This window comes from Streptomyces sp. NPDC051555, from assembly GCF_044454405.1.
Classification (GTDB): domain Bacteria; phylum Actinomycetota; class Actinomycetes; order Streptomycetales; family Streptomycetaceae; genus Streptomyces.
Genome location: NZ_JBITDP010000040.1, coordinates 629 through 20,762, shown reverse-complemented (window position 1 = coordinate 20,762; position 20,134 = coordinate 629). Strand labels below are relative to the sequence as shown.

Annotated in this window: 18 protein-coding genes; 10 read left to right on the top strand and 8 right to left on the bottom strand. The window is 69.9% G+C overall.

All coding sequences use genetic code 11. The features are described 5' to 3' along the window. Nucleotides 1–26: 26 nt before the first annotated feature. From ACIBEA_RS41005 to ACIBEA_RS40985, 5 genes are all read right to left on the bottom strand, one after another. Nucleotides 27–824, bottom strand: a complete 798-nt coding sequence (locus ACIBEA_RS41005; RefSeq protein ID WP_399268999.1) for a ScbR family autoregulator-binding transcription factor — start codon at nt 822–824, stop codon at nt 27–29. A 125-nt stretch (nt 825–949) separates the two neighbouring features. Beyond that, a complete protein-coding gene (locus ACIBEA_RS41000) occupies nt 950–1,813 on the bottom strand; it encodes a BTAD domain-containing putative transcriptional regulator (RefSeq protein ID WP_399268997.1) in 864 nt (287 codons plus the stop codon). Between the two features lie 248 nt (nt 1,814–2,061). Further along, entirely contained in the window at nt 2,062–2,817 is a 756-nt protein-coding gene (locus tag ACIBEA_RS40995) for a ScbR family autoregulator-binding transcription factor (RefSeq protein WP_399268995.1), read from the bottom strand. 185 nt (nt 2,818–3,002) lie between these two features. Then, complete coding sequence (locus tag ACIBEA_RS40990) at nt 3,003–3,734, bottom strand: ScbR family autoregulator-binding transcription factor (RefSeq protein ID WP_399268993.1); 732 nt, start codon at nt 3,732–3,734, stop codon at nt 3,003–3,005. A gap of 396 nt (nt 3,735–4,130) precedes the next feature. Then, nucleotides 4,131–5,369, bottom strand: a complete 1,239-nt coding sequence (locus ACIBEA_RS40985; protein WP_399268991.1) for a cytochrome P450 — start codon at nt 5,367–5,369, stop codon at nt 4,131–4,133. Nucleotides 5,370–5,878: 509 nt separating this feature from the next. On the opposite strand from ACIBEA_RS40985, the gene ACIBEA_RS40980 reads away from it, so the two are divergent. Next, nucleotides 5,879–6,925, top strand: coding sequence for a ScbA/BarX family gamma-butyrolactone biosynthesis protein (locus tag ACIBEA_RS40980; RefSeq protein WP_399268989.1), 1,047 nt, complete (start codon nt 5,879–5,881; stop codon nt 6,923–6,925). Here the strand turns inward: ACIBEA_RS40980 and ACIBEA_RS40975 are convergent. Beyond that, the gene (locus tag ACIBEA_RS40975; protein ID WP_399268987.1) at nt 6,906–7,883 is read right to left on the bottom strand and encodes an NAD-dependent epimerase/dehydratase family protein; all 978 of its coding nucleotides are present in this window, start codon (nt 7,881–7,883) and stop codon (nt 6,906–6,908) included. The two genes, ACIBEA_RS40980 and ACIBEA_RS40975, sit on opposite strands and share 20 nt — an antisense overlap. Before the next feature lie 58 nt (nt 7,884–7,941). On the opposite strand from ACIBEA_RS40975, the gene ACIBEA_RS40970 reads away from it, so the two are divergent. The 9 genes from ACIBEA_RS40970 (at nt 7,942) to ACIBEA_RS40930 (ending at nt 17,413) form a co-directional block, all read left to right on the top strand. After that, nucleotides 7,942–8,718 carry an SDR family NAD(P)-dependent oxidoreductase gene (locus ACIBEA_RS40970; protein ID WP_399268985.1) on the top strand — a complete coding sequence of 259 codons (777 nt, stop codon included), beginning with the start codon at nt 7,942–7,944 and terminating at the stop codon, nt 8,716–8,718. A gap of 366 nt (nt 8,719–9,084) precedes the next feature. Further along, nucleotides 9,085–9,999, top strand: coding sequence for a cytochrome P450 (locus tag ACIBEA_RS40965; RefSeq protein WP_399268983.1), 915 nt, complete (start codon nt 9,085–9,087; stop codon nt 9,997–9,999). Between the two features lie 48 nt (nt 10,000–10,047). Next, entirely contained in the window at nt 10,048–10,842 is a 795-nt protein-coding gene (locus tag ACIBEA_RS40960) for a crotonase/enoyl-CoA hydratase family protein (protein ID WP_399268981.1), read from the top strand. A 251-nt stretch (nt 10,843–11,093) separates the two neighbouring features. Further along, nucleotides 11,094–11,768: a ScbR family autoregulator-binding transcription factor gene (locus tag ACIBEA_RS40955; RefSeq protein WP_399268979.1), complete on the top strand. Its 675-nt coding sequence runs from the start codon at nt 11,094–11,096 to the stop codon at nt 11,766–11,768. A gap of 269 nt (nt 11,769–12,037) precedes the next feature. Next, a complete protein-coding gene (locus ACIBEA_RS40950; RefSeq protein ID WP_399268977.1) occupies nt 12,038–13,327 on the top strand; it encodes an AAA family ATPase in 1,290 nt (429 codons plus the stop codon). Further along, a complete protein-coding gene (locus tag ACIBEA_RS40945) occupies nt 13,324–14,256 on the top strand; it encodes a ParB/RepB/Spo0J family partition protein (protein WP_399268975.1) in 933 nt (310 codons plus the stop codon). The genes ACIBEA_RS40950 and ACIBEA_RS40945 overlap by 4 nt, the downstream gene beginning before the upstream one ends. A 116-nt stretch (nt 14,257–14,372) precedes the next feature. Next, nucleotides 14,373–16,541, top strand: coding sequence for a telomere-associated protein Tap (tap, locus tag ACIBEA_RS40940; RefSeq protein WP_399268973.1), 2,169 nt, complete (start codon nt 14,373–14,375; stop codon nt 16,539–16,541). A gap of 6 nt (nt 16,542–16,547) precedes the next feature. Beyond that, complete coding sequence (tpg, locus tag ACIBEA_RS40935) at nt 16,548–17,108, top strand: telomere-protecting terminal protein Tpg (protein ID WP_399268971.1); 561 nt, start codon at nt 16,548–16,550, stop codon at nt 17,106–17,108. A 20-nt stretch (nt 17,109–17,128) separates the two neighbouring features. Then, nucleotides 17,129–17,413, top strand: coding sequence for a hypothetical protein (locus ACIBEA_RS40930; RefSeq protein WP_399268969.1), 285 nt, complete (start codon nt 17,129–17,131; stop codon nt 17,411–17,413). Between the two features lie 402 nt (nt 17,414–17,815). Here the strand turns inward: ACIBEA_RS40930 and ACIBEA_RS40925 are convergent, their stop codons facing one another. Together ACIBEA_RS40925 and ACIBEA_RS40920 are read right to left on the bottom strand one after the other, a co-directional pair. Next, nucleotides 17,816–18,289 (bottom strand): MarR family transcriptional regulator, encoded by a 474-nt coding sequence (locus tag ACIBEA_RS40925; RefSeq protein ID WP_385786186.1) that lies wholly within the window; start codon nt 18,287–18,289, stop codon nt 17,816–17,818. Then, a complete protein-coding gene (locus ACIBEA_RS40920) occupies nt 18,286–19,002 on the bottom strand; it encodes a hypothetical protein (RefSeq protein ID WP_399268967.1) in 717 nt (238 codons plus the stop codon). The genes ACIBEA_RS40925 and ACIBEA_RS40920 overlap by 4 nt, the downstream gene beginning before the upstream one ends. Between the last annotated feature and the right edge of the window lie 1,132 nt (nt 19,003–20,134).

Below are 20,134 nucleotides of genomic sequence, written 5' to 3'. Positions count from 1 at the left end.
GGGACGGAATCCAGAATCAAAAAACGTCAAGAATTGAACCCGGAACCAGCCCCAGCCCCAGCCCCAACGGCCCCGACATCGTCGAACCCGTCCTCGAACCCGTCCTCGGGCCCGGACCCCAGCGCGGACTCCAGCTCGGACTCGGACTCCAGCTCGGATCCGGACTCCGACTCGGGCTCGGGATCCACCCCGGCCGCCGCCCACAGCGGCGCCGCCGCCCGCGTCCGGTACTCCCCTTCACGCCCGGCAGCCACCACGCTGGGCAGGAGCAGCGCCCACAGATCCGCCACCTTGCGCTGTAACTCCCCGTACGGCATGCCGGTCCCGGACATGCCCTCGATACCGCACGCGGCGGCCGCGACCAGCGACTCCGCGTTCTCCCAGCGCCGTTCCGCACACAGCTCACCCGTGTCCCGGGCCTGCCGCAGCAGCGTGCACACCACGGTGAGCCACGTCCGCTGGAAGTCGATCACCGGCGGCTGGTGACCCGCGCACTCCTTGGTGATCCGGAAACTCGCCGGGATCGCCGGGTCCTCGTGCAGCATCCGCGCCATCCAGTGCGTGGTGTCGATCAGCGCCTGCAACGGGGAGGCCCCGCCCTCGCGCAGCGACCGTACCGACGCGTGCAGCAGTGCGCAGCCGCGCTGCTGCACCGCCTCCGCAAGCTCGTCCTTGGAGGCGAAGTGGAAGTACAACGCCCCCTTGGTCACTCCGGCGGCGCCCGCGATGTCGCCCAGGGTCGCGTTCGCGTATCCATTGCGGTGGAACAACTCGGCCCCGGCGCCGACGAGCCGCCTGCGGGTCCGCTCCGACCTCTCCTGCACCGCACCGTCCCCTCTCGTCCCGCGCAGCCGAGCCGCGGCACTCGCCTTCACACCCTCGTGCCCACCGCTACGCCGGTCCGCGGCCAGGGCCGCACCCGCACCCGCACCCGCACCCGCACCCGGCATCAGACGCGGACGAGTCGCTCGCCGCCCGCGTCCGTCGCCTCCGCCAGGCTCTCGGGGCCGGCCATCAGGATCGAGCGCTGCAACCGGCGCAGCGCGGCGGACGGTTCCAGCCCGAGCTCGCGCACGAGCATGCCGCGCAGCCGCTGGTAGACGTCCAGGGCCTCACCGCGCCGTCCGGAGCGGTGCAGGGCGAGCATGAACTGCCCGTGCAGGTTCTCGTGCGTGCGGTAGCGGCTCGCCAGCACCGTCAGCTCGGCCAGCAGTTCACGGTGCCGTCCCAGTCGCAGGTCCGCCTCGATGCGCTGGTCGAGCGCGCACAGCCGGGTCTCCTCCAGCCGCCGGGTCTCCATGTCGAGCTGCACACCGCCCTGTACGTCGGCGAAGGCGGGGCCCGACCACAGGGCGAGGGCTTCGCGCAGCAGCCGCGCCGCGCCGGGGAAGTCCCCGGCGTCCATCGCGCGGTAGCCGGTCCCGGCCAGCCGGTCGAACTCCCGCACGTCGCTCGTGCCGCCGTTGCTGTTGAGCAGGTAGCCGCCGGGCAGTGTGACGAGGACGTCCTTCGCGGTCCGCCCTCCAGCGGCGCCCGCGGGTGCACCCCCCTCGGAGTCCGCGTCCGGGTCCCGTTCCTGCTCCAGCGCCGTCGCGATCAGTGCGCGTAACTGCAGGACGTACGTCTGCAGGGTGGTCCGTGCGCTGCGCGGCGGTTCGCCCGCCCACAGCTCCTCGATCAGTGCCGACACCGGCACGACCTGGTCGGCATGGAGCGCGAGGAGCGCCAGGACCTGCCGGGGCTTGGGGGCGGTCGGCGTGATGGAGATTCCGTTCTCCCGCACGGCCAGTGCGCCCAGTACATCGATGTCCACGCCGTACTCCCCTGTCCTTGGATGAGTCGCAATCTCAGTAGAAAACAGGACCGACGGTTTGTCAATATCAAACCGGTTGCGCTGTTTTGCAGCCCAGTCGCGCCCTAGCCGCACTCAAGAACCCACTCTGAACAGGGGAGTTGTACGTCGATCAACACGTCGGAGCGCACTCGGCAGCCCTAGGCCACCCCTCAACGGGGCCTACAGATCAGCCCCCGGAGGTCAAAAACCAGACCACACGGTCTCGTTCAGTATCCAGCCCTCGAACCGGCACCCGACCCCGCACCCGAGCCACCACCCGGCTCCCCGCCCGCACCCGAGTCACCATCAGCACCCCCGCCCCCACCCCCGGAGGCCCCCGCACCCCGCCCCACCCACCGCCCGGTCCCCTCGGCCACCAGCCCCCCCAGCACCCCCTGCGCGGCGAGCCGCGGCAGCATCAGGATCCAGAACCGGGTCAGGGTCTCCCGCGAGACCCAGTCCCGCTCATCGGCGCCCAGCACCTCCAGCCCCACCATCGAGGCCACCACCGCGTTCGCGGCGTCCTGCGGCAACACCCCGTCGGCCAAGGCACCCCCGCGAGCCGCGGACCGCACCACTTCGTCCACCCACACCTGCCACTGGCGCCGCAGGTCCACTCCGCTGCCCCGCGAGACGTCCGCGCACAGTCCGAATCCGGCCCGCACCACGACGTCCTCCGCGAGCAGGGCCATCAACTCGTGCGTGGAATCCACCAGCACCTGCAACGCGTTCGCGGCCAGTTCGGCCGCCCGGCCGGGCCGCCCCGAGGTGATCCGCCGCAGCGCCTCCACCGCACGGTCCTCCACGGCTTGGGCCAGCGCCGTCTTGCTCTCGAAGTGGAAGTGCAGACCTCCGGCGCTCACTCCGGCCCGCTTGCTGATCATCGCGATCGACGCGGTGCCGAACCCCTCCTCGGCGAACACCTCGGCGGCGCAGCGCACCAGGGTTTCACGCGTGCGGGCGGCACGTTCCTGCTTGACCATGGAGTCTCCACAAACCGCCCTCGCGGTTTGCCCAGGGAGTAAAAGATCTTCAGCCGACACAGTCGGCGCCCCCGCTGGAGCGGCGCTCGCGCCGCGCCGGAGCCGGCAGGTGAACGGCGCTCGACCGCCGGCCCCAACGGGCCGCCGGTCACCGCCCCGTGGACCCGCCGCCGGGACTCCCCGACCTACCGCCGCCCCGCGAACCCGACACCCGCACCCGCACGCGCACCAGCCCCGGCACCCGCCCCAGCAGCCGCACCAGCCCCAGCGCCCCCCTCCGCCAGGGACGCCAACTCCAGGGCCACCCGGTGCCCGCGGTCCGGCGCCATGTCCAGCCGGCCGAGCATCGCGGGCGTCGAGATGCTCGGATAGATGTGCTGGTAGACGGAGGCCACCCGGCCCTCGATGTCCTCACGGTCGTTGAGGGTCTGCGAATAGATCTGCGCACCCGTCCAGCACGCCGAGAGGATCCAGGCCGTCTCGGCGGGGTCCACGTGCGGCAGCAGTTCGCCCTGCTGCTTCGCCTGGACCAGCAGTTCACGGGTGAATTCGATCCAGCCCGGCACCGATCCGCCCCCGAAGATCTCGCGCATCCCGGGGCCGAGCGAGAGCCGCGCCCCCGCGCTGAGCATCGGTTCGAACTTCATCCGGTGGGCCAGCAGCATCGCCACGTCGACGAGCTCCTGGAGCTTGCTCTCCCTGGAGGGCACCCCGGCCTCGCCGAACTGCTCGTCGAGCACGCCCTGCGCCAGCTCCTGCTTCGAGGCGAAGTGGAAGTACAGGGCACCCTTGGTGACGCCCGCGCGCGCGAGGATGTCCGCGATGGTGGCTGCGTCGTAACCGCGCTCGTCGAAGACCGAAGCGGCCGCCTCCAAGATCGCGCGACGCGTACGGACCGCACGTTCCTGTCGTGCCACGGTGCCTCCGTTGTCCAGGGTCGGTTCAGGCTGGGTCCTGCGAACAGGATCCACCACCCCTGATAAAACCAACCAGAAGGTCCGTATTTTATCAAGCAGACTATAGCCACCCCTTGATCCCCTCCGGGCGTCGCTTCGCCGCCCGCCCCCGCCCGACCCTGCTCGTGCCCCGCCCGCCCCCGCCCGCCCCGCCTCCCCCCTGCACCCCAACGGGTCGAACCGCCCGGCGCCCCCTCGGCACCCCTTCGGGCGCCTCCGTCCGAACGACGGAGGAGCCCGACGCATCTATGTCAAGTCGGCGCGCACAGCACCCTTTGGGACCGACGGCCGGCCGCCATCGGGCGTCACCGCCTACCGCCTACCGCCTACCGCCAGCCCCCTGCCCCCTGCCCCCTACTAGCGAGCCGCGCCGAGGAGCACCGGAAGCTCCTTGAGCCCGTTGGAGATGAACGACTCGACCTTGCGCAGCTCCTCCGGCCGGACGGCCAGCGAGAGGTCCGGAAAGCGCTCGAAGAGCCTCTGCAATCCCACTCCGCACTCCAGCCGGGCCAGCGAGGCCCCCAGGCAGTAGTGCGTGCCGAAGCCGAAGGAGAGGTGCTCCCCGCGGGTGGTCCGGGTGAGGTCGAAGCGATCCGCGTCCGGGCCGTGCACCTCGGGATCCCGTCCGGCCGAGGCGAAGGAGACGACGATGGGGGCGCCCTGGGGGATCACCACCCCGTCCTCCATCTCGATGTCCTCGACCGCGAAGCGCATCAGGGCGTAGGTCGCGGGCGGCTCCAGCCGCAGCGCCTCCTCGACCGCGTCCTCCCAGGCGGCCTTGCCGCTGCGCAGCAGCTCCAACTGGTCCGGATTGCGCAGCAGTTCGTAGACCGCGGAGCAGATCAGGTTCACCGACGTCTCGTATCCGGCCGTGAACAGCAGGATCAGGTTGTCGATCAGCTCCTTCTCGCTCAGCCGGGAGCCGTCGCCCTCGTCACGGGTGTTGATCAGGGCCGTGGTCATGTCGTCGCCGGGGTGCTCCCGCCTGTGGGCGAGCAGCTCCGTCATCGTGACGTAGAGCAGCTCTCCGTTGGCCTGGGCGTCCTCCGCGGTGATCGTCGTGTCGAAGAAGCCCTTGATGATCCTGTGCAGGGGGTCCCACGACTGCTGCGGGATCCCGAACAGCTCGAAGACGATCCGGGTCGGCAGGTCGTGCGCGAAGACGGTGCGCAGGTCCACCGCCTCGCCCTGCGGCAGTGCGGCCATCCGGTCGAGGAGCTCGTCCGCGACCTCCGCGATCCTCGGCAGCATCCGGGCGACCCGGCGCGCGGTGAAGGTGGCCACCACGGGCTTGCGCAGCCGGGTGTGCTCCGACCCGTAGGCGGTGATCATGTTCTGTACGGACACCCAGATGGCCAGCGGCCATTCCTCCCCGACCTCCCCGTTGGCCCAGGCGGGCCAGTGCCGGTAGGCGTCCTTGGAGACCCGGGGGTCGACCAGCAGCCGACGTATGGTCTCGCTCCCGCTGACCACCCACCCGGTCACCCCACCCGGCAGGACCACCGGAGTGGCCGTCCCCTGCTGATGCAGAAGGGCCGCCTCGCCGTGGATATCGGATCCGGACGGGTCGAGCGCGTAGGGGCACTGACGGTTCATTCGGTGATCTCCAGGTGGTCGGCGATGGATCGGCGATGGATCGGCAAGGAGCTGACGACACATTGGCGACGGGGTGCGCAGGCAGCTCCACACCCTGTATTCCAAACCGCTCAACCGGTTTCTAACTCACCAGCGGCGGGCTCAAGTTTGGCACCGGCCCCACTCGTGCGCCAGCAGAGCCGAGCGACTCGACCTACACTCGACGATGGCTTGAATTCCCCGCACGGACATCTACGTGCCAACACCCCGTCGGACCGGGGCATATGACCGGAAGACCAGCTCTCACTTGGCGCGGAACCTCGCGGTCTCCGCCAACACCGTCCGACCGGAACTTCGCTGGTGAGACCCGCCCGACAGTGCCCCAAACCCCTCGTCCGCGATGTTGACATTGGTACACGTGCGACATGCGGACACCTTTAGCACCTTGCAAACAAAACCGGAGAGTACGTATCTTGCGTCTCGCGTGCGTTGCCCATCCCATCCGTCGACACGGCTCTGTGGAGAGGTCCATGACGATGCTGACGATCCGGAAGAACCCTCCGATCCACCCTCCGATCCACCCACTGGAGCCGACGGGGGCACCGTGGACCCGCTGCAACGAGGCCCCCGCCCCCCGGCTGACGACCACCGTCCCCCGGGAGTACGTCCACCGCTCCTCGCTGGCCGAGGTGTTCCTCACCGGCTGCGACCTGATCGGCGCGGACACCTTCTCGCTGACCGGCCAGTGGCCCCGCGCCCACACCTTCTTCACCAGCCCCGACGGCACCAGCCACGACCCCGTCCAGGCCGGTGAGACGATCCGCCAGGTCGGCCTCTACCTCTGCCACGCCGTGTACGGAGTCCCCCTCGGCCACAACGTGCTGCTGTGGAGCCTGGACTTCGCCTCCGATCCCGACCGGCTGCGCATCGGCCGCGGCCCCAGCGACCTCGTCATGGTCGCCACATGCACGGACTTCGGCTGGCAGGGCAGCCGTTTCAGCGGCTTCCTCCAGGTCGACATCCACCGCTCGGGCCGTCTCGCCGCCACCGGCACCGCCCGCTTCACCTGCGTCGCCCCCGCGACCTACCGCCGCCTGCGCGGCGACCGCGCCCGCGCCGGCCTGGCCCGACCGCTGGAGCGGCGCACCCCGATACCCGCCGCGGCCGCCGGACGACTGCTCCCCTTCGACGTGGTGCTCTCGCCCACCGAGGAGGAGGGCCGCTGGCTGCTGAGCCCCGACCTCGACCACCCGATCCTCTTCGAGCACTCCAACGACCACCACCCGGGCATGGTCCTCGTCGAAGCCGCCCGCCAGGCGGCCTGCGGGCTGCGCCCCCAGGACGAGTTCGTCCCCTCCGGGGTGTCCACCGAGTTCGAGCACTACGCCGAACTGGACGCCCCGTGCTGGATCGAGGCCACGTCCCGGACCCCTTCCACCATCGACGTCACGGGCCACCAGGAGGGCCGGACGATCTTCCGCTCCACGGTCACCGGCACCGGCACCGGCACCGGCACCGGCACCGGCGCCCGCAGCCAGCACCTCGCCGGTTCCCTCGTCACCGGTTCCGCCCTCTGACCTCGCCCCGGTACCAGTCCCCGTAAGCCCCGAACGCCTCCTCGAAACGCGGTCCGGACGCCACCGACACCTGCCCCCAGAGCCGCCGGGTGTCGTACCAGTGGTCCACCGCCAGCAACGACACGTGCCTGCGCGCCACCGGATCGTCCGCCGCCCCCAGCAGGCACACCGCCCCGTCGAGATCGACCTCTCCCCGGGGCAGCGGAAGCCCCAGCTCCCGTGCCACCGTGCCCACCAGCTCGCGGGCCGTCACCGGCACGGGATGAGCCGCGTGCAGCACCCGCCCCGCTCCCCCCAGCTCCTCCCCCAGGTCCTCCCGCAGAGCGAACTCGGCCAGCACGTCGGCCAGTACGTCCACGGCGATCATCGAGATCCGGGCCCGCCCGCCGTCCACCCAGTGCGGCAGCCGCGCCATGAGGCCCACCAGCGCGGGCACCATCCACCGGTCCCCCCGCCCGAAGACGAGGTGCGGACGCAGCACCGTCCCGCCCGCGGCCAGGACCATCCGCTCGCCCGCCAGCCGGGTCACGCTCGTCACCGACCGGGGACCCTCCGGCAACACCCCCTCCGGCTCGCCCCGATGCGCCCCGTCCCGGTACACCGCGGCCGTCCCCAACTGGACGATCCGCCGCACCCCGGCCCGCTCGGCCTCCGCCAGCAGCGCGCGCGTCCCCTCGGCGTTGACCGCTCGACACTCCTCCGCGTCACCCCCGATCCGCGAGGCGAGGTGCAGTACGGTCCCGATGCCGTCGCACGATCCCCGCAGCCCGCCTCCGGCGAGATCCCCCCGGACCACCTCGACGCCGGGCACCTCCACAGCCGTCCGGTGCACCAGCACCCGCACGTCGACGCCGGCTCCGGCCCGCTCCCCGCAGCCGGCTCCGCGCGCCAGGCGCTCCACGACGTGGCGTCCGACGAACCCCGCCCCACCGGTGACGAGAACACCGTTTCCCCCCACGGTCCACCTCTCCTCAAAACCCTTACGGACACCTTCACATCGTGTTACCGTCTCGCCCGTGACAGTGGGTAACAGCTTATTGCTGGCGGGGAAATCGGCGCTGATCACCGGCGCCAGCGCAGGCATAGGCGCGGCCGCTGCCCGGGTGTTCTGCCGGGAGGGCGCGGCAGTCACCCTGATCGCACGCCGGGAGCCCGAGCTCGCCGCACTCACCGAGGAACTCCGCGGCAGCGGTCACCGGGCCCAATACGTCGTCGGTGACGTGACCCGCGTCGAGGACGTGGCCCGCGCGGTGTCGGCCGCGCTGTCCGCCCATGGCTCCCTGGACGCGGCGTTCAACAACGCGGGAGTCGGCGCCGAGCCCAAGCCCCTGCACCTCCTCGACGAGGACGTCTACGACAGCGTCATGGACACCAACGTCCGGGGTGTCTGGAACTGCATGCGCCAGGAGATACGCGCCATGCTCGCCGCCGGCACGGGCGGCACCATCGTGAACAACAGCAGCACCGCCGGCCTCGTCGCCACCCCCGTGACGGCCGCCTACATCGCTTCGAAGCACGCGGTCCTGGGCCTGACCAAGGCCGCCGCCGCCGAGTACGCCGCCCAGGGCATCCGCGTCAACGCGATCGCCCCGGGCTCCACCCGCAGCGAGATGATCGATGCCTGGCTGAAGCAGAACCCGGCCATGGAGGAGATCCTCCTACGATCGGCCCCCCTCCCCCGCATCGCCGCCCCGCAGGAGATCGCCGAGTCCGCGGCCTGGCTCTGCAGCGACCGCTCCTCCTTCGTCGTGGGCGCCACCCTCTCGGTCGACGGCGGCTGGACCACCCGCTGAAGCCGCGCCCCGCCCGCGGGAGCGGGCGGGAGGCACTCGGATTCCGCATCCTCGTTCGTCGTTGCTCGTTGCTGTGGTGTCCGTGTTGGCTTGCGAGCAGGGAGCCACGGTGCCACCCCCCGCCCCACTGTCCCCACTGTCCGCACCATCTGCACCGGTGGCACTGCTGGCGGCACGGGTACAGGACCCCTATCCGTACTTCGCGTGGCTCCGCCGGCATGCGCCCGTGCACCCGGACCGCAGGCCCGGACGGCCCACCGTCTGGCAGGTCTCCCGGTAGTACCCGGCTACGTCGCGGGGCCCACCGGGTTGAACCGGCACCTGGTCCACGCCGACCCGCCTGACCACACCCGCCTTCGGACCCTGGTGAACACCGCGTTCATCCCCCGGCGCATCGCCCAGCTGGAACCGTTCATCACCACCACCGCCGGCCGGTTGCTGGACGGTCTGGAGCTTCGCTCCGATGTGGACGTGATCTCGGACTTCGCGGCGCCGCTGACCTTCCGCATGATCTGCGCGATCCTCGGCGTCCCCCCGGCACTGGACGACGCCGGCACCCGGGACACCTTGATGGCGACGATCGCCCCCTCTCCCGACCACGACCCGCTCCGGGTGGACGAAGCCCTGCACACCCTGCTGGACACCCTGATCGGCGCCAAGCGCACCGGCTCCGCCCTGGGCGGCAGTGACCTGCTGGGCGCCCTCGTGCGGGCGAGCGACGAGTGCGGAGCGATGAGCGAAGAGGAACTGCGCTCCACCGCCTACCTCCTCCTGCTGGTGGGGCACGACACCACCATGAACCTCATCGGAAACGGCACCCTCGCCCTGCTCCAACACCCCGGCCAAGCCGCCCTGCTCAGCGCACCGGACCCCGACCCGCACCTGGTCACCACCGCCGTCGAGGAACTCCTGCGCTACGACTCACCGGTGCGCGACGCCACCTTCCGCTGCGCCGCGGAAACGATCACCTTGCACGGGCAGCGGGTAGCCGCAGGCGACATCGTCAGCCTCCTGATCGGCTCTGCCAACCGCGACGAGGACGTCTTCCCCGACGCGGACCGGCTCGATCTGACCCGGACACCCAATGATCACCTCGCCTTCGGTTACGGACCCCACTTCTGCATCGGCGCCGCCCTGGCCCGCCTCGAAGGCATCCTCGCCCTCCCCCTGCTGCTCAGGCGTCTGGGCCCCATCACCTTGGCCAAGCCGGCCGACGAACTCACCTGGCGTCCGACCCGGGTGATGCGCGGACTGGCCGCTCTGCCCGTCCTGCGGACCTGAGCACCCCGCCCGCACACAGGATCCGTCCCCCCGACCAGGAGCACCCCGATGGACAGCCAAGACCCCGTCCAGGTTGCCGAACCCCACCCCGGCGTCCTGCTCATCACGCTCAACAGGCCCCACGTCCGCAACGCCATCGACCGGGCCCTGGCCCACGCCGTGGACGGCGCACTCAACAGGCTGGACGCCGACCCCCGCCTGAATGTCGGCATCCTCACCGGTGCGGGCGGACACTTCTGCTCCGGAATGGACCTCAGGGCCTTCCCCACCGAAGGCGTACCGGTCGTCGCCGACCGCGGGCTGGCCGGCCTGACCCGCGCCCGGCGCCGCAAGCCGCTCATCGCCGCCGTCGAGGGAGCGGCGGTGGCGGGCGACTTCGAGCTGGCCCTGGCCTGCGACCTGATCACCGCCGCCGACACCGCGTTCTTCGCCCTGCCCAAAGTCGCCCGCGGACTGATCGCCGCCGAGGGCGGAGCCATCCGCCTGCCCCGCCGCATCCCCTACCACGTGGCCATGGAGATGCTCCTGACCGCAACCCCACTGCCCGCGCCGGACGCGGCCCGGTACGGACTCGTCAACCAGCTCGCCCCCGAAGGCCAAGCCCTCGACGCAGCCCTCGCCCTGGCCCACCGCGTCCAAGCCCACTCCCGCGAAGCCGTCCACGTCACGAAGCAGATCGTCCAGAACACCCGCGGCCTCGACGACCACGCCGCCTACACCGTCCAGGACCCCCTCAGCACCCCTGTCTTCATGACCACCAACGCCACCGAAGGCGCCCACGCGTTCACCGAGAAGCGACCTCCGGCCTGGCACGGCACCGAGGCAGGACAGCTCGACCGTTAACGGCGTTAACGCCGTTAACGCCACAGCACCACCACCCACGCCTCCCCTCTAAACGGCGCCGGCGTTAACGGCGTTAACAACCGGACCCCAACACTCCACTTAACGGCGTTAACACCACCACCCTCCACGCACTAAAAAGTACTTGTCGACTGGTTTTTTTAACCCCTCCCCCACTAGATTGACCAGGCATCAAGGACACCGCAGACACCACAGACCACAAACCACAGAGACACACATCGAGGAGACCGCACGTGGCGAGGGCCAGGCAGGAACGGGCTGAGATCACTCGCCAGGCGATCCTGGACGGCGCGGCCATCGCCTTCGACCGTTCCGGTTTCGGCTCGACCAGCCTCAGCGACGTGGTCAAGCACGCGGGGGTCACCAAGGGCGCCCTGTACTTCCACTTCCCGTCCAAGGAAGCCCTGGCCCGCACCCTGATGGAGGAGCAGTTCCAGGTCGCCGAGGGCGTCCCCGCCATCGTCGACCCCGGCCTCCAGACCGCCATCGACCTGTCCCACCAGATGGCCCACGGGCTGCGCACCAACGTCCGGATCCGCGCCGCCATCCGCCTGGTCGTCGAGTTCGGCTCGTTCACCGACCCGGACCCGACCCCGTACAACGCCTGGATCGAGACCTCCTTCAGCTGCCTGAAGCCCGCCCAGGACCGCGGCGACGTCCTCCCGCACCTCGACGCCCGGGACCTCGCGACCTATCTCATCGCCTCGTTCACCGGCGTACAGGTCACCTCCCACGTCCGCACCACGCGCGAGGACCTGCACACCCGGGTCACCGACCTCTGGAATTTCCTCCTCCCGGGCATCACGCCCGGCCCCCGCATCCCCCTCTTCGACCCGGCGGGTTCGCCCGAGTGCCGGGCCGCCCTCGGTCTCCCGGCCCCGGACTCCCCCTCGGTCCCGGTCGGCTGACAAGGCGTCCAAGGCGGTCTCGTACACGCCGTGGTGAACCACGGGGGTGCTCGCCACGGCGTGTACGAGACCGCCTTGTCGCGTCCACTTCCCTGACCGACCCCCCATGCGCCCCGGGCCGGCGTCCCCGGTCGTCCCAGGTCAACCGGCGATCCGCCGCTGCCCTTCCGGGGCACAGCCATGCCCTCACCGGGCTCCGCATCCACTCCGTTAGCAAAACTCAAGCGTGGCGCCCACATCACCCTCTGAACGTTAGTAAAGTCCCTCTCATGACTTCACCCTCGTCTCAGAACGACCGAGAGAAGGTCGTCTCCAAACTGCCCCCGTGGCTGCGCCAGGAGTTGAAGATCCGCACCGCACAGCTGCGGGTGGACATCCAGGACGCCGTACACCAAGGCATCTCCCACTGGAGCGCCCTCGCTTCCGCCCCCTCCCCCGTCGACACCTCCGGCGCCGAATCGTTCTCCACCTGGCTGCCCGCTGGGCAGTGGGAGTCGTTCCGCTCCTCTTCCAAGGACCGCGGCGTCTCCCTCATCCAGGGGCTCGCCCAATCCGTCCAGCTCTGGCTGGAGATGAACCCGGCCCCCACGGTCAAGCGCCCCTCCGTGGTCCGCCGCATCATCGTGTGCAACCAGAAGGGTGGGGTCGGCAAGACCGCGATCACCGCGGGTACCGCCGAAGCCCTCGCCGAGGACCCGGACAGCCTCCACCCGGTCCGCATCGCCCGCCAACTGGCCCGCCTCGCGGCAGACGAAGAGACCCACCCCGCCGAAGGGCACCCCGCCGAGGGACACCCGACCGAGGCCCACGCGACCCCGTTCGACCTGGAAGACCTCCCGGGCCTCGGCATGCGCGTCCTGATCGTCGACTTCGACCCGCAGGGCCACCTCACCAAGCAGCTCGGCCAGCAGCCGCTCCCCATCGGCGGCGACAGCCTCACCTGCCACATGGCGAGCGAAGCCAAGGGCCCGCTCTCGGACCTCATCGTTCCCATCGCGGACGACCGCTTCGGCGACCGGTTGCACGTCCTCCCCGCCTGCACGGACGCCTTCCTGCTGGACGTCCGCCTCTCCACCGTCCGCGCCCGCGAGGCCGCTCTCGAACGCGCCCTCGCCCCGGTCGAGGCCGATTACGACGTGATCCTCGTCGACTGCCCCCCGAGCCTCGGCCTCAGCATGGACGCGGCCATCTACTACGGCCGCCGCCGCGACGCCGAACAGCCCGGCGCCTCCGGTGCGCTGATCGTCGTACAGGCCGAGGACTCCTCCGCGGACGCCTACGATCTGCTCACCTCCCAGATCAACGACCTCCGCGACGACCTCAGCCTCGACATCGACTACCTCGGGCTCGTCGTCAACCTCTACGACGGCCGCCGCGGCTACATCGCGACTTCCTCCCTCCAAGCCTGGATGGACATAAAGGATCCGCGTGTCGTCGCCATCGTCCCGGACCTCAAGGAACAGCGTGAGGCCGTCCGCGTGAAGCAGCCGCTGTTCGTCTACGCGCCCAAGGGCGACCAGGCGGTCGCCTTCCGCGCACTCGCCAGGGAGATCTCATGAGCAAGGCCGACAAACTCGGGGTCTCGGCCTCCTTCGCCCGCGCCCAGCCGGTCGGCGTCAGCTCCCGCCGCGCGGCCATCGCCGAAGCCACCGGAGCACCCACCTCGGGTATGGTCCCGCCCTCCGAGGTACCGATCGAGGCGCTCGCCCACAACCCGTTCAACCTCCGCGAGGACCTCACGGAGATCGACGAGCTGGCCCAGTCCCTCATCTCCCGGGGCCAGCTCCAGCCGCTCGCCGTCGCCACCCGCATGGCCTTCATGGAGGCCCACCCGGGTCAGACCGACGGCCTGGGGCGGGCCCCGTACGTCGTCATCGACGGCAACCGGCGTCTTGCCGCAGCACAGCTCGCGGGCCTCAAGACGATGCACATCCACGTCAACGACTCCCTGTCGACCTCCGCCGCGGACATCCTCGAATCGGCCCTGATCGCCAACGTCCATCGCGTCGACGTGGCCCCGATGGACCAGGCCCGCGCCCTCCAGGAGCTGGTGAACGTACACGGCTCGCAGGCCCAGGTCGCCAAGCGCCTCGGCAAGACGCCCGCTTGGGTCTCCCAGCGCCTCACCCTCCTGAACCTCACTCCGACCCTCCAGGACAAGGTCGACACGGGCGAGCTGAAGGTCGAGCCGGCCCGCAGGATCGGCCGCCTCCCGCAGGAGTCCCAGGCCGCGGCAGCGGAGGAAAGCATTAACGCCGTTAACCCCCCGCGCCAGCGCACCCGACCGACCCCGGCACCCGTTAACGGCGTTAACGCCGTTAACACCACGTCCCCTCCCGCGGCGCCCACCAACACCCCCTCCCCCGCTCTCACCCCCCGCATCACGATCACCACGGAATCCCCGGAGACGATCGCGGACGCCCTCACCGCCCATCTGACCCCTGACGATCTCAAGGCCGTCACGGAACTCCTCATGACACGCATCTGACGCAGGCCGCACCCACGGTGGGGGCGCTGACGGCATTAACGCCGTTAACGCCCCCACGTGCGTTTCGTGTGCGTTCAAACGTGCGACTCGACTAGGCTGCCCCCGGAGGTAGGTACATGCCCGACGAACAAGAGAGCCTCTTCGCAGCGGTCGACGCCCTGTTGGAAGAAGCCGCCGCCCAGGACGCGCTCCCGCACCCGGACGAACGCAAGCGCCTGCGCGAAGCCGCCGGCCTCAGCCAGGATCAGATCGCCAAGGCCCTGTCCGTACGCCGCGAAACGGTGACCTCATGGGAAACGGGCCGCACCGAACCCCGGCCCCCCAAGCGCGCCGCCTACACCCGCCTCCTGGACGGCCTGGCCACCCTCCACCCCATTAACGCCGTTAACACCCCCACGCCCCCCACCCCCGACACCGCCGCAGCCACCCCCACCGCAGCCACCCCTCCGACGCAGCCCCCACCACCGGCACCCCCCACCGTTAACGCCGTTAACGCCGTTAACGCCGCCCAGCCGCACCCCCAAGTCCCCCAAGCCACTCCCCCTGGTCCCCCCACCCCCCGCACCCAGCCCCCGTCCCGCCCAAGCCCGCGCCCCGCCTCCCCCACCCCTCCTCCCCACACCCCCCTGGCCGTCCTGGACGGCAACGCCCAAGCCCACGCCACCAACGGCCTGGTCCTCCCCCTCCCCCCCAAGGCCGCCACCGACCTCCCCACCCTCATCTCCTGGGCCCTCAGCGAGGACGCCGACCTCCGCTCCCCCCGCCTCCACCGCAACGGCAAGGACGGCGACCCCCTCCTCGTCCTCACCGCCGAGGCGACCGAGGCCCTCGGCCTCCCCCTCACCCTCGCGGACCGCCGCGGCCTCCGGCTCCCCGACGACCACCCCGTCGTCCGCCGGCTCGCCAAGGCCAAGTGGCAGCTGACCCGCCGCGGCTTCGGCCCCTGGGCCCGCGTCTACCGCCCGGCCTCCCCCACCACCGGCCGCCAGTGCGTCCAGCTGGCCGTCCTCCCCTGGGGAGCCCTCGACCCGCGCGCCTGGGGCGAGGAGACCGCCGACCTCCCCGCGCCCGAGATCGCCCTGCTCCTCACCACCTACGCCACTCGCGTCCTCACGCCCCGCGGCTCCACCGCCGTCACCGGCCTCGAACTGATGACGGCCCTGCGCCCGCCCACCCGCGCCGCCCGCAACCCCGAGACCAACGTCTGGGAATCGGCCCCCGTCCCCGGCTCCCTCACCCGACCCGTCGACCCGGCTCCCCCGGAGGCCCCCGACGAGCATCCGGTCGTCGCCGCCCTCTACCCCCGGGCCCACCAGCGAACCCCGGACCAGGTCCTCGACGAAGAGGCGTACGACTGGATCCGCGACCCCGAACTCCTCACCGACGCCGAGTGCGCCCGCACCCACGCGGTCGGCATCGACGTCAACATGGCTTTCGCCGCGGCCGCGAACCGCCTCACCGTCGGCCTCGGCCCGGCGGTCCACAGCCCGGCCCCCCGCTTCGACCCGAAGGTCCCCGGCTGCTGGCTCGCCGACCTCTCGTCCGTCCCCCTCGACCCCCGCCTGCCGAACCCCTTCACCCCCCACGGCAAGCCCCCCACCGGCCCCGCCTGGTACGCGACCCCGACCCTGGCCTACGCACAGGAGCTCGGCCACGCCGTCGCACCCACCGAGGCCTGGCTCCGGCCGGACAGCGGCTCGTACCTCGACGCCTGGTACACCCGCCTGCGCGACGCCTACATGGCCACGATGGCCGACCTGGGCGTCACCGCGGACCTCACCGACGAGGCGTTCCTCCGAGCCATGGCGGTCCACAAGCAGCACGACCCGGCCCTGGCCTCCGTCCTCTCCGCCATCAAGGCCACGGTCAAGGGCGGCATCGGCAAGCTCCGCGAACGCCCCCAGGGCGCCGGCTACCGTCCGGGCGAAGCCTGGCCCGCCCTCGAACGCCCCACCTGGCGCCCCGACATCCGCGCGGCCGTGATCTCCACGGCCCGGGTGAACATGCACCGCAAGATGCGCAAGCTCGCCACCGCCGACCTGTACCCCATCGCGGTCCTCTCCGACTGCGCCGTGTACCTGTCCGACGGCCCGAGCCCCCTGGACTTCCTCCCCCGCACCCCGGACGGCAAGCCCCTGCCCGGCGGCTTCCGCCTCGGCGTCAGCCCCGGCATGGTCAAGCACGAGGGCACCCAGCCCCTCCTCTGGGCCGTCGGCCTCCTCGACGAAGGCCACAACCCCGCCCGCCACATCAAGGGCCACGACGCAGCGGCCGACGGAGAGTAGACGAGCATGTCCGGCAACATCGAAGACGGCCTGGCCCAGGCAGACGAGCACAACTTCACCCGTCCCATCCCGAAGTCCGCCCAGGCCCGGGTGAAGTTCCTCCTCAAAACCGAGAAGAACTCGGTCAAGGCGGTCGCACAGCGCCTCGGCATCTCCCCGCGCACCGTCGAGCGCTATCTCAAGGGCCAGATCAAGACCCCCCGCCCCGAGCTCGCGCGCCGCCTCGAAACCGAAGTCCGCAAGAGCTGGCAGCCCCTCGTCCGCAAGCGCGCCCGCGCCAAGGCGGCGAAGTCCACCGGCCTCGTCGTCGAAACCCGCGCCCGCTTCGGCTTCACCGCCGCCCCGGGGACCACCGACGACGGCCGCATGCGCCGCATCACCCAACACCTGCCCCCGGAGTACGCCTCCCGCCTCTTCGCGGCACAGGAAGCCGGCGCCACCGAAGCCGAGCTCCGACACATCACCGCCCAGGGCCTCCAGGACGTCTACTTCCGCGACCAGGGCTCCCGCGCTCCCGGCCTCCTCGTCGACTTCACCGACATCGACTACATCGACTTCAACTTCTGACCACGCCCCGAAGGAACACCATGAACAACGACGTAGCCGCCATAGTCGCCCTCGCCATCACAGGGGCACTGGGAGTCGCCTTCGACCGCTCCGCGAAGAAGCGCAAGAAGGCCTTCTGGGAGCGCTTCGGATCCTTCGAGGGATTCCGGGCCCAGGTCGACGAGACGAAGATCCAGCAGGTCCGCAGCGACCACGGGGACGTCGCCGCGATCAAGGCCGTGCGGCAGAGCCACACCTACGTGCCGCTCGTCCTCGCGAAGCGGTACGTGGACGAGCTGCCCACGCCAAAGGCGATCACGAACTGACCAAACAAGACCACCGATCGACCACTTTGCCGCAGCAGTTCTGACCGAAGTCGTACGGGTCGTCGCCCCTCCCGATCACGAGGGGCGACGGCCCGGTGCAGCATCCGGACGTACGACGATGCCCCCGAACCGGCACTGCCCGAACCGCCGTTCCGCTCCAGCTGCCACGAGGTACAGCCCCGCCTCCCGCGCCCCCTGGCCCTCTTCCGCACCGCGGCCCCACAACCCGCCCCGGTCCAACCCCGCCAGATGGCCCGTCAAGGCCCCTCAGTGCCCCCCTGAGCCCCTATCCCCCCGACCTGACCATTCGGTACCCACCAGCACCCCAAAATGCCGAGGGGCGCCACCGAGCGGCTTCAGCCACTCCACGGCGCCCCATCAACGGACAATCCCCAACGAGCCCTAGCCCACGGCGTGCAGGGTCCGCCTCCGCTTCGCCTCGACGGCCTTCTTCGCAGCGTTCTGCGCGGCCCGCTTCTTCCGCTGCTCAGCGAGCTGGTCCTGATACTCCGCCACCGCGCGGTGGTAGCTGTCGACGTACCCCCGCGCGTCCAGCCGCTCGTCCATCGGCATCTCGTTCACGGCCGCGACCGCGTCCTCGAACGAGTTGTATCCGGCCAGCATCGGGTTGATCTGGTAGATGCCGTTGCGAACCTTCCGCACCAGCCGCGCCAACTCCAGGCTCCGCAGCGCCGCGTTCACGCTCGGCCGGCTCAGATCCAGCATGCCGGCGATCGAGGCCTGGTCGATGAGGATCCGTCCGCCGGGCTCGCTCAACGAACGCAGCTTCAGCAGCACCCGGTAGGCCGCGGGCGGAAGGTCCAGGTCAGAGAGAAGCCCGTCTGCGTTGACCGCAGCGAATCGCAAGGTGCTCACTGAGCTGTCCCTTCTTCCTTGCGCTGTCGTCGGCTAAGCCGGCGCGCAGCGCGCTCTTTGGCCCGTTCGGCCCGCAGTTCCTCGATCGCCTGCCGCATGTGGTCCAGCGACGGGAACCGCACCAGATCCGGCAAGCTCGTGTCACCGCGAATCTGCGAGATGGTGCTGGACTGCTCCACCTTCACAAACTCACCCGTCGTCTCAGTACCCGGGATGAACTCGGCTACTCGGTAACTGTAGGGCGGGTTGAACTGATACACACCCCGCCTCACCTTGAAGACGATCCCATGAGACATGACCGTGTGGAGCGCCTCGGACGTCTTTGTCCGACTGACATCAAGGATCGTAGCCATCTCCTCCTGAGTCAGCGGAATCCGCCCCCCCGCTCTCTGACACGCGATGAGCAGCAGGATCACGCGCAACGGCAGTGCTTCCCGGAAGTACTGGGCGATCACCAGGAAGAACTCAAGGCTGTCCATCGAGAACGCGTTTGGCTGGCTCTGGGTCCCGTAGAACTCCAGCGGCTTGCGCTCGCCGTCCAGAGTCAGCTTCCGACTCGGGTACCGCTTGGCCAAGCTGTCCAGATCCTTGACGGGCGCCAGCGGCTGACTCCACGCCGAGATCGCGTCATCAACGGGCAGATCAGGACGCGGCGCGCGCGACGGACTCTGCCGACGGCGCTGTGGCTCTGATGACACGAGGATGCTCTCCACTTCGTTGATCTGCGGAAAGCAGTATGTCAACAAGGGTGACACTAGTGTCACGCTCGTTGACGTTCGGCGTGTCTTACGTCCCCCCAGGGGGGACACATCTCGGCCACGCCCCGCCCGAAGCCCCCTCCGGGCCTCTCGGAGCATTCTCACCCCTCCCCCCGACGTCCGTCCGACGTATCTCCCGCATTATGTCAGCCCCCCCGACGTTTTGGGCCAAAAAGCGTCAGCCGCACTGACGTTTTGTAGCCGCTCTGTCCCCCCAGCAGCGACACAACGCACTAGATATGTCCCTCCTGAGGGGACATATCTTTTCCCCCGTACCCCGCCTGACCTGCGGCTACGCATCTCCGTACCCTCTATAGGCCGGTGGTCGGCTCGCTGCGCGCACTCAACGTCGTCCACAAAGCACTTCTCCCCGGTTCTTCCTGACGGACGTCAGAAGTTGTGGATCTTCGGCACCTCCCGGACACCCTGTCCAGAACAGCCCTGAATCTGACTGATTCCCATTTCTATCCACAACCTCTTTTGAATCAGAGCTGTCCGTCGAGAGTTAACGCCGTTAACTCCCCTGCACCAAAGGGTCATAGGCCCTCCCCTCCATTTCTGAGCACGTCCGATCAACCAACTTTCAGTTGGTCATCCCACCCCTGTCGGAACCGAGCACGAAGCAGAACGACAGTTCAATCCAGAACCTCTTTTGCCCCTCTGACCTGGCAGAACATCATCTTCGCCCCTCAAGACACCCCTGCCATCTAGGTCCCGACGGACCTCCTGGACCAGGGCCACCAAGCATCAACAGCTCGCCAACCGGAACCCCCAGACACCACGGTCCTTCCGACCGATCCAAGAACCGAGCTCCCTCCCTCAACTCGGCCGAAGCACAGGGCCATCAACCTTGAAGCCGAGGTTCAGCACCCAGCGCCTAGAACCCTTGCCCCAAGGGCACAGGTTGTGACTTGGAGAGCAGGTCAAGCCGCAAAAGCACCACGAGACCTCCTCCTATAGCCAACGCAGCAAGATCGGGCCCGGGGGGGGGGGGCGGCCCCGCCCCCCCCACCCCCACAAAAACCACCCCTATAGAATGCCGGCGCGGGAAACCAAACGCCCCCAACTGTGCCCTTTCAATTAAGGG

Excerpts from the sequence above, each read along its gene's own strand:
- ACIBEA_RS40950 (WP_399268977.1), top strand. The coding sequence starts at position 12,038 with ATGACTTCACCCTCGTCTCAGAACGACCGAGAGAAGGTCGTCTCCAAA.
- ACIBEA_RS40945 (WP_399268975.1), top strand. The coding sequence starts at position 13,324 with ATGAGCAAGGCCGACAAACTCGGGGTCTCGGCCTCCTTCGCCCGCGCC.
- ACIBEA_RS40995 (WP_399268995.1), bottom strand. The coding sequence starts at position 2,817 with ATGGTCAAGCAGGAACGTGCCGCCCGCACGCGTGAAACCCTGGTGCGC.
- tap (WP_399268973.1), top strand. The coding sequence starts at position 14,373 with ATGCCCGACGAACAAGAGAGCCTCTTCGCAGCGGTCGACGCCCTGTTG.
- ACIBEA_RS40985 (WP_399268991.1), bottom strand. The coding sequence starts at position 5,369 with ATGAACCGTCAGTGCCCCTACGCGCTCGACCCGTCCGGATCCGATATC.
- ACIBEA_RS40960 (WP_399268981.1), top strand. The coding sequence starts at position 10,048 with ATGGACAGCCAAGACCCCGTCCAGGTTGCCGAACCCCACCCCGGCGTC.
- tpg (WP_399268971.1), top strand. The coding sequence starts at position 16,548 with ATGTCCGGCAACATCGAAGACGGCCTGGCCCAGGCAGACGAGCACAAC.
- ACIBEA_RS40980 (WP_399268989.1), top strand. The coding sequence starts at position 5,879 with ATGACGATGCTGACGATCCGGAAGAACCCTCCGATCCACCCTCCGATC.
- ACIBEA_RS40930 (WP_399268969.1), top strand. The coding sequence starts at position 17,129 with ATGAACAACGACGTAGCCGCCATAGTCGCCCTCGCCATCACAGGGGCA.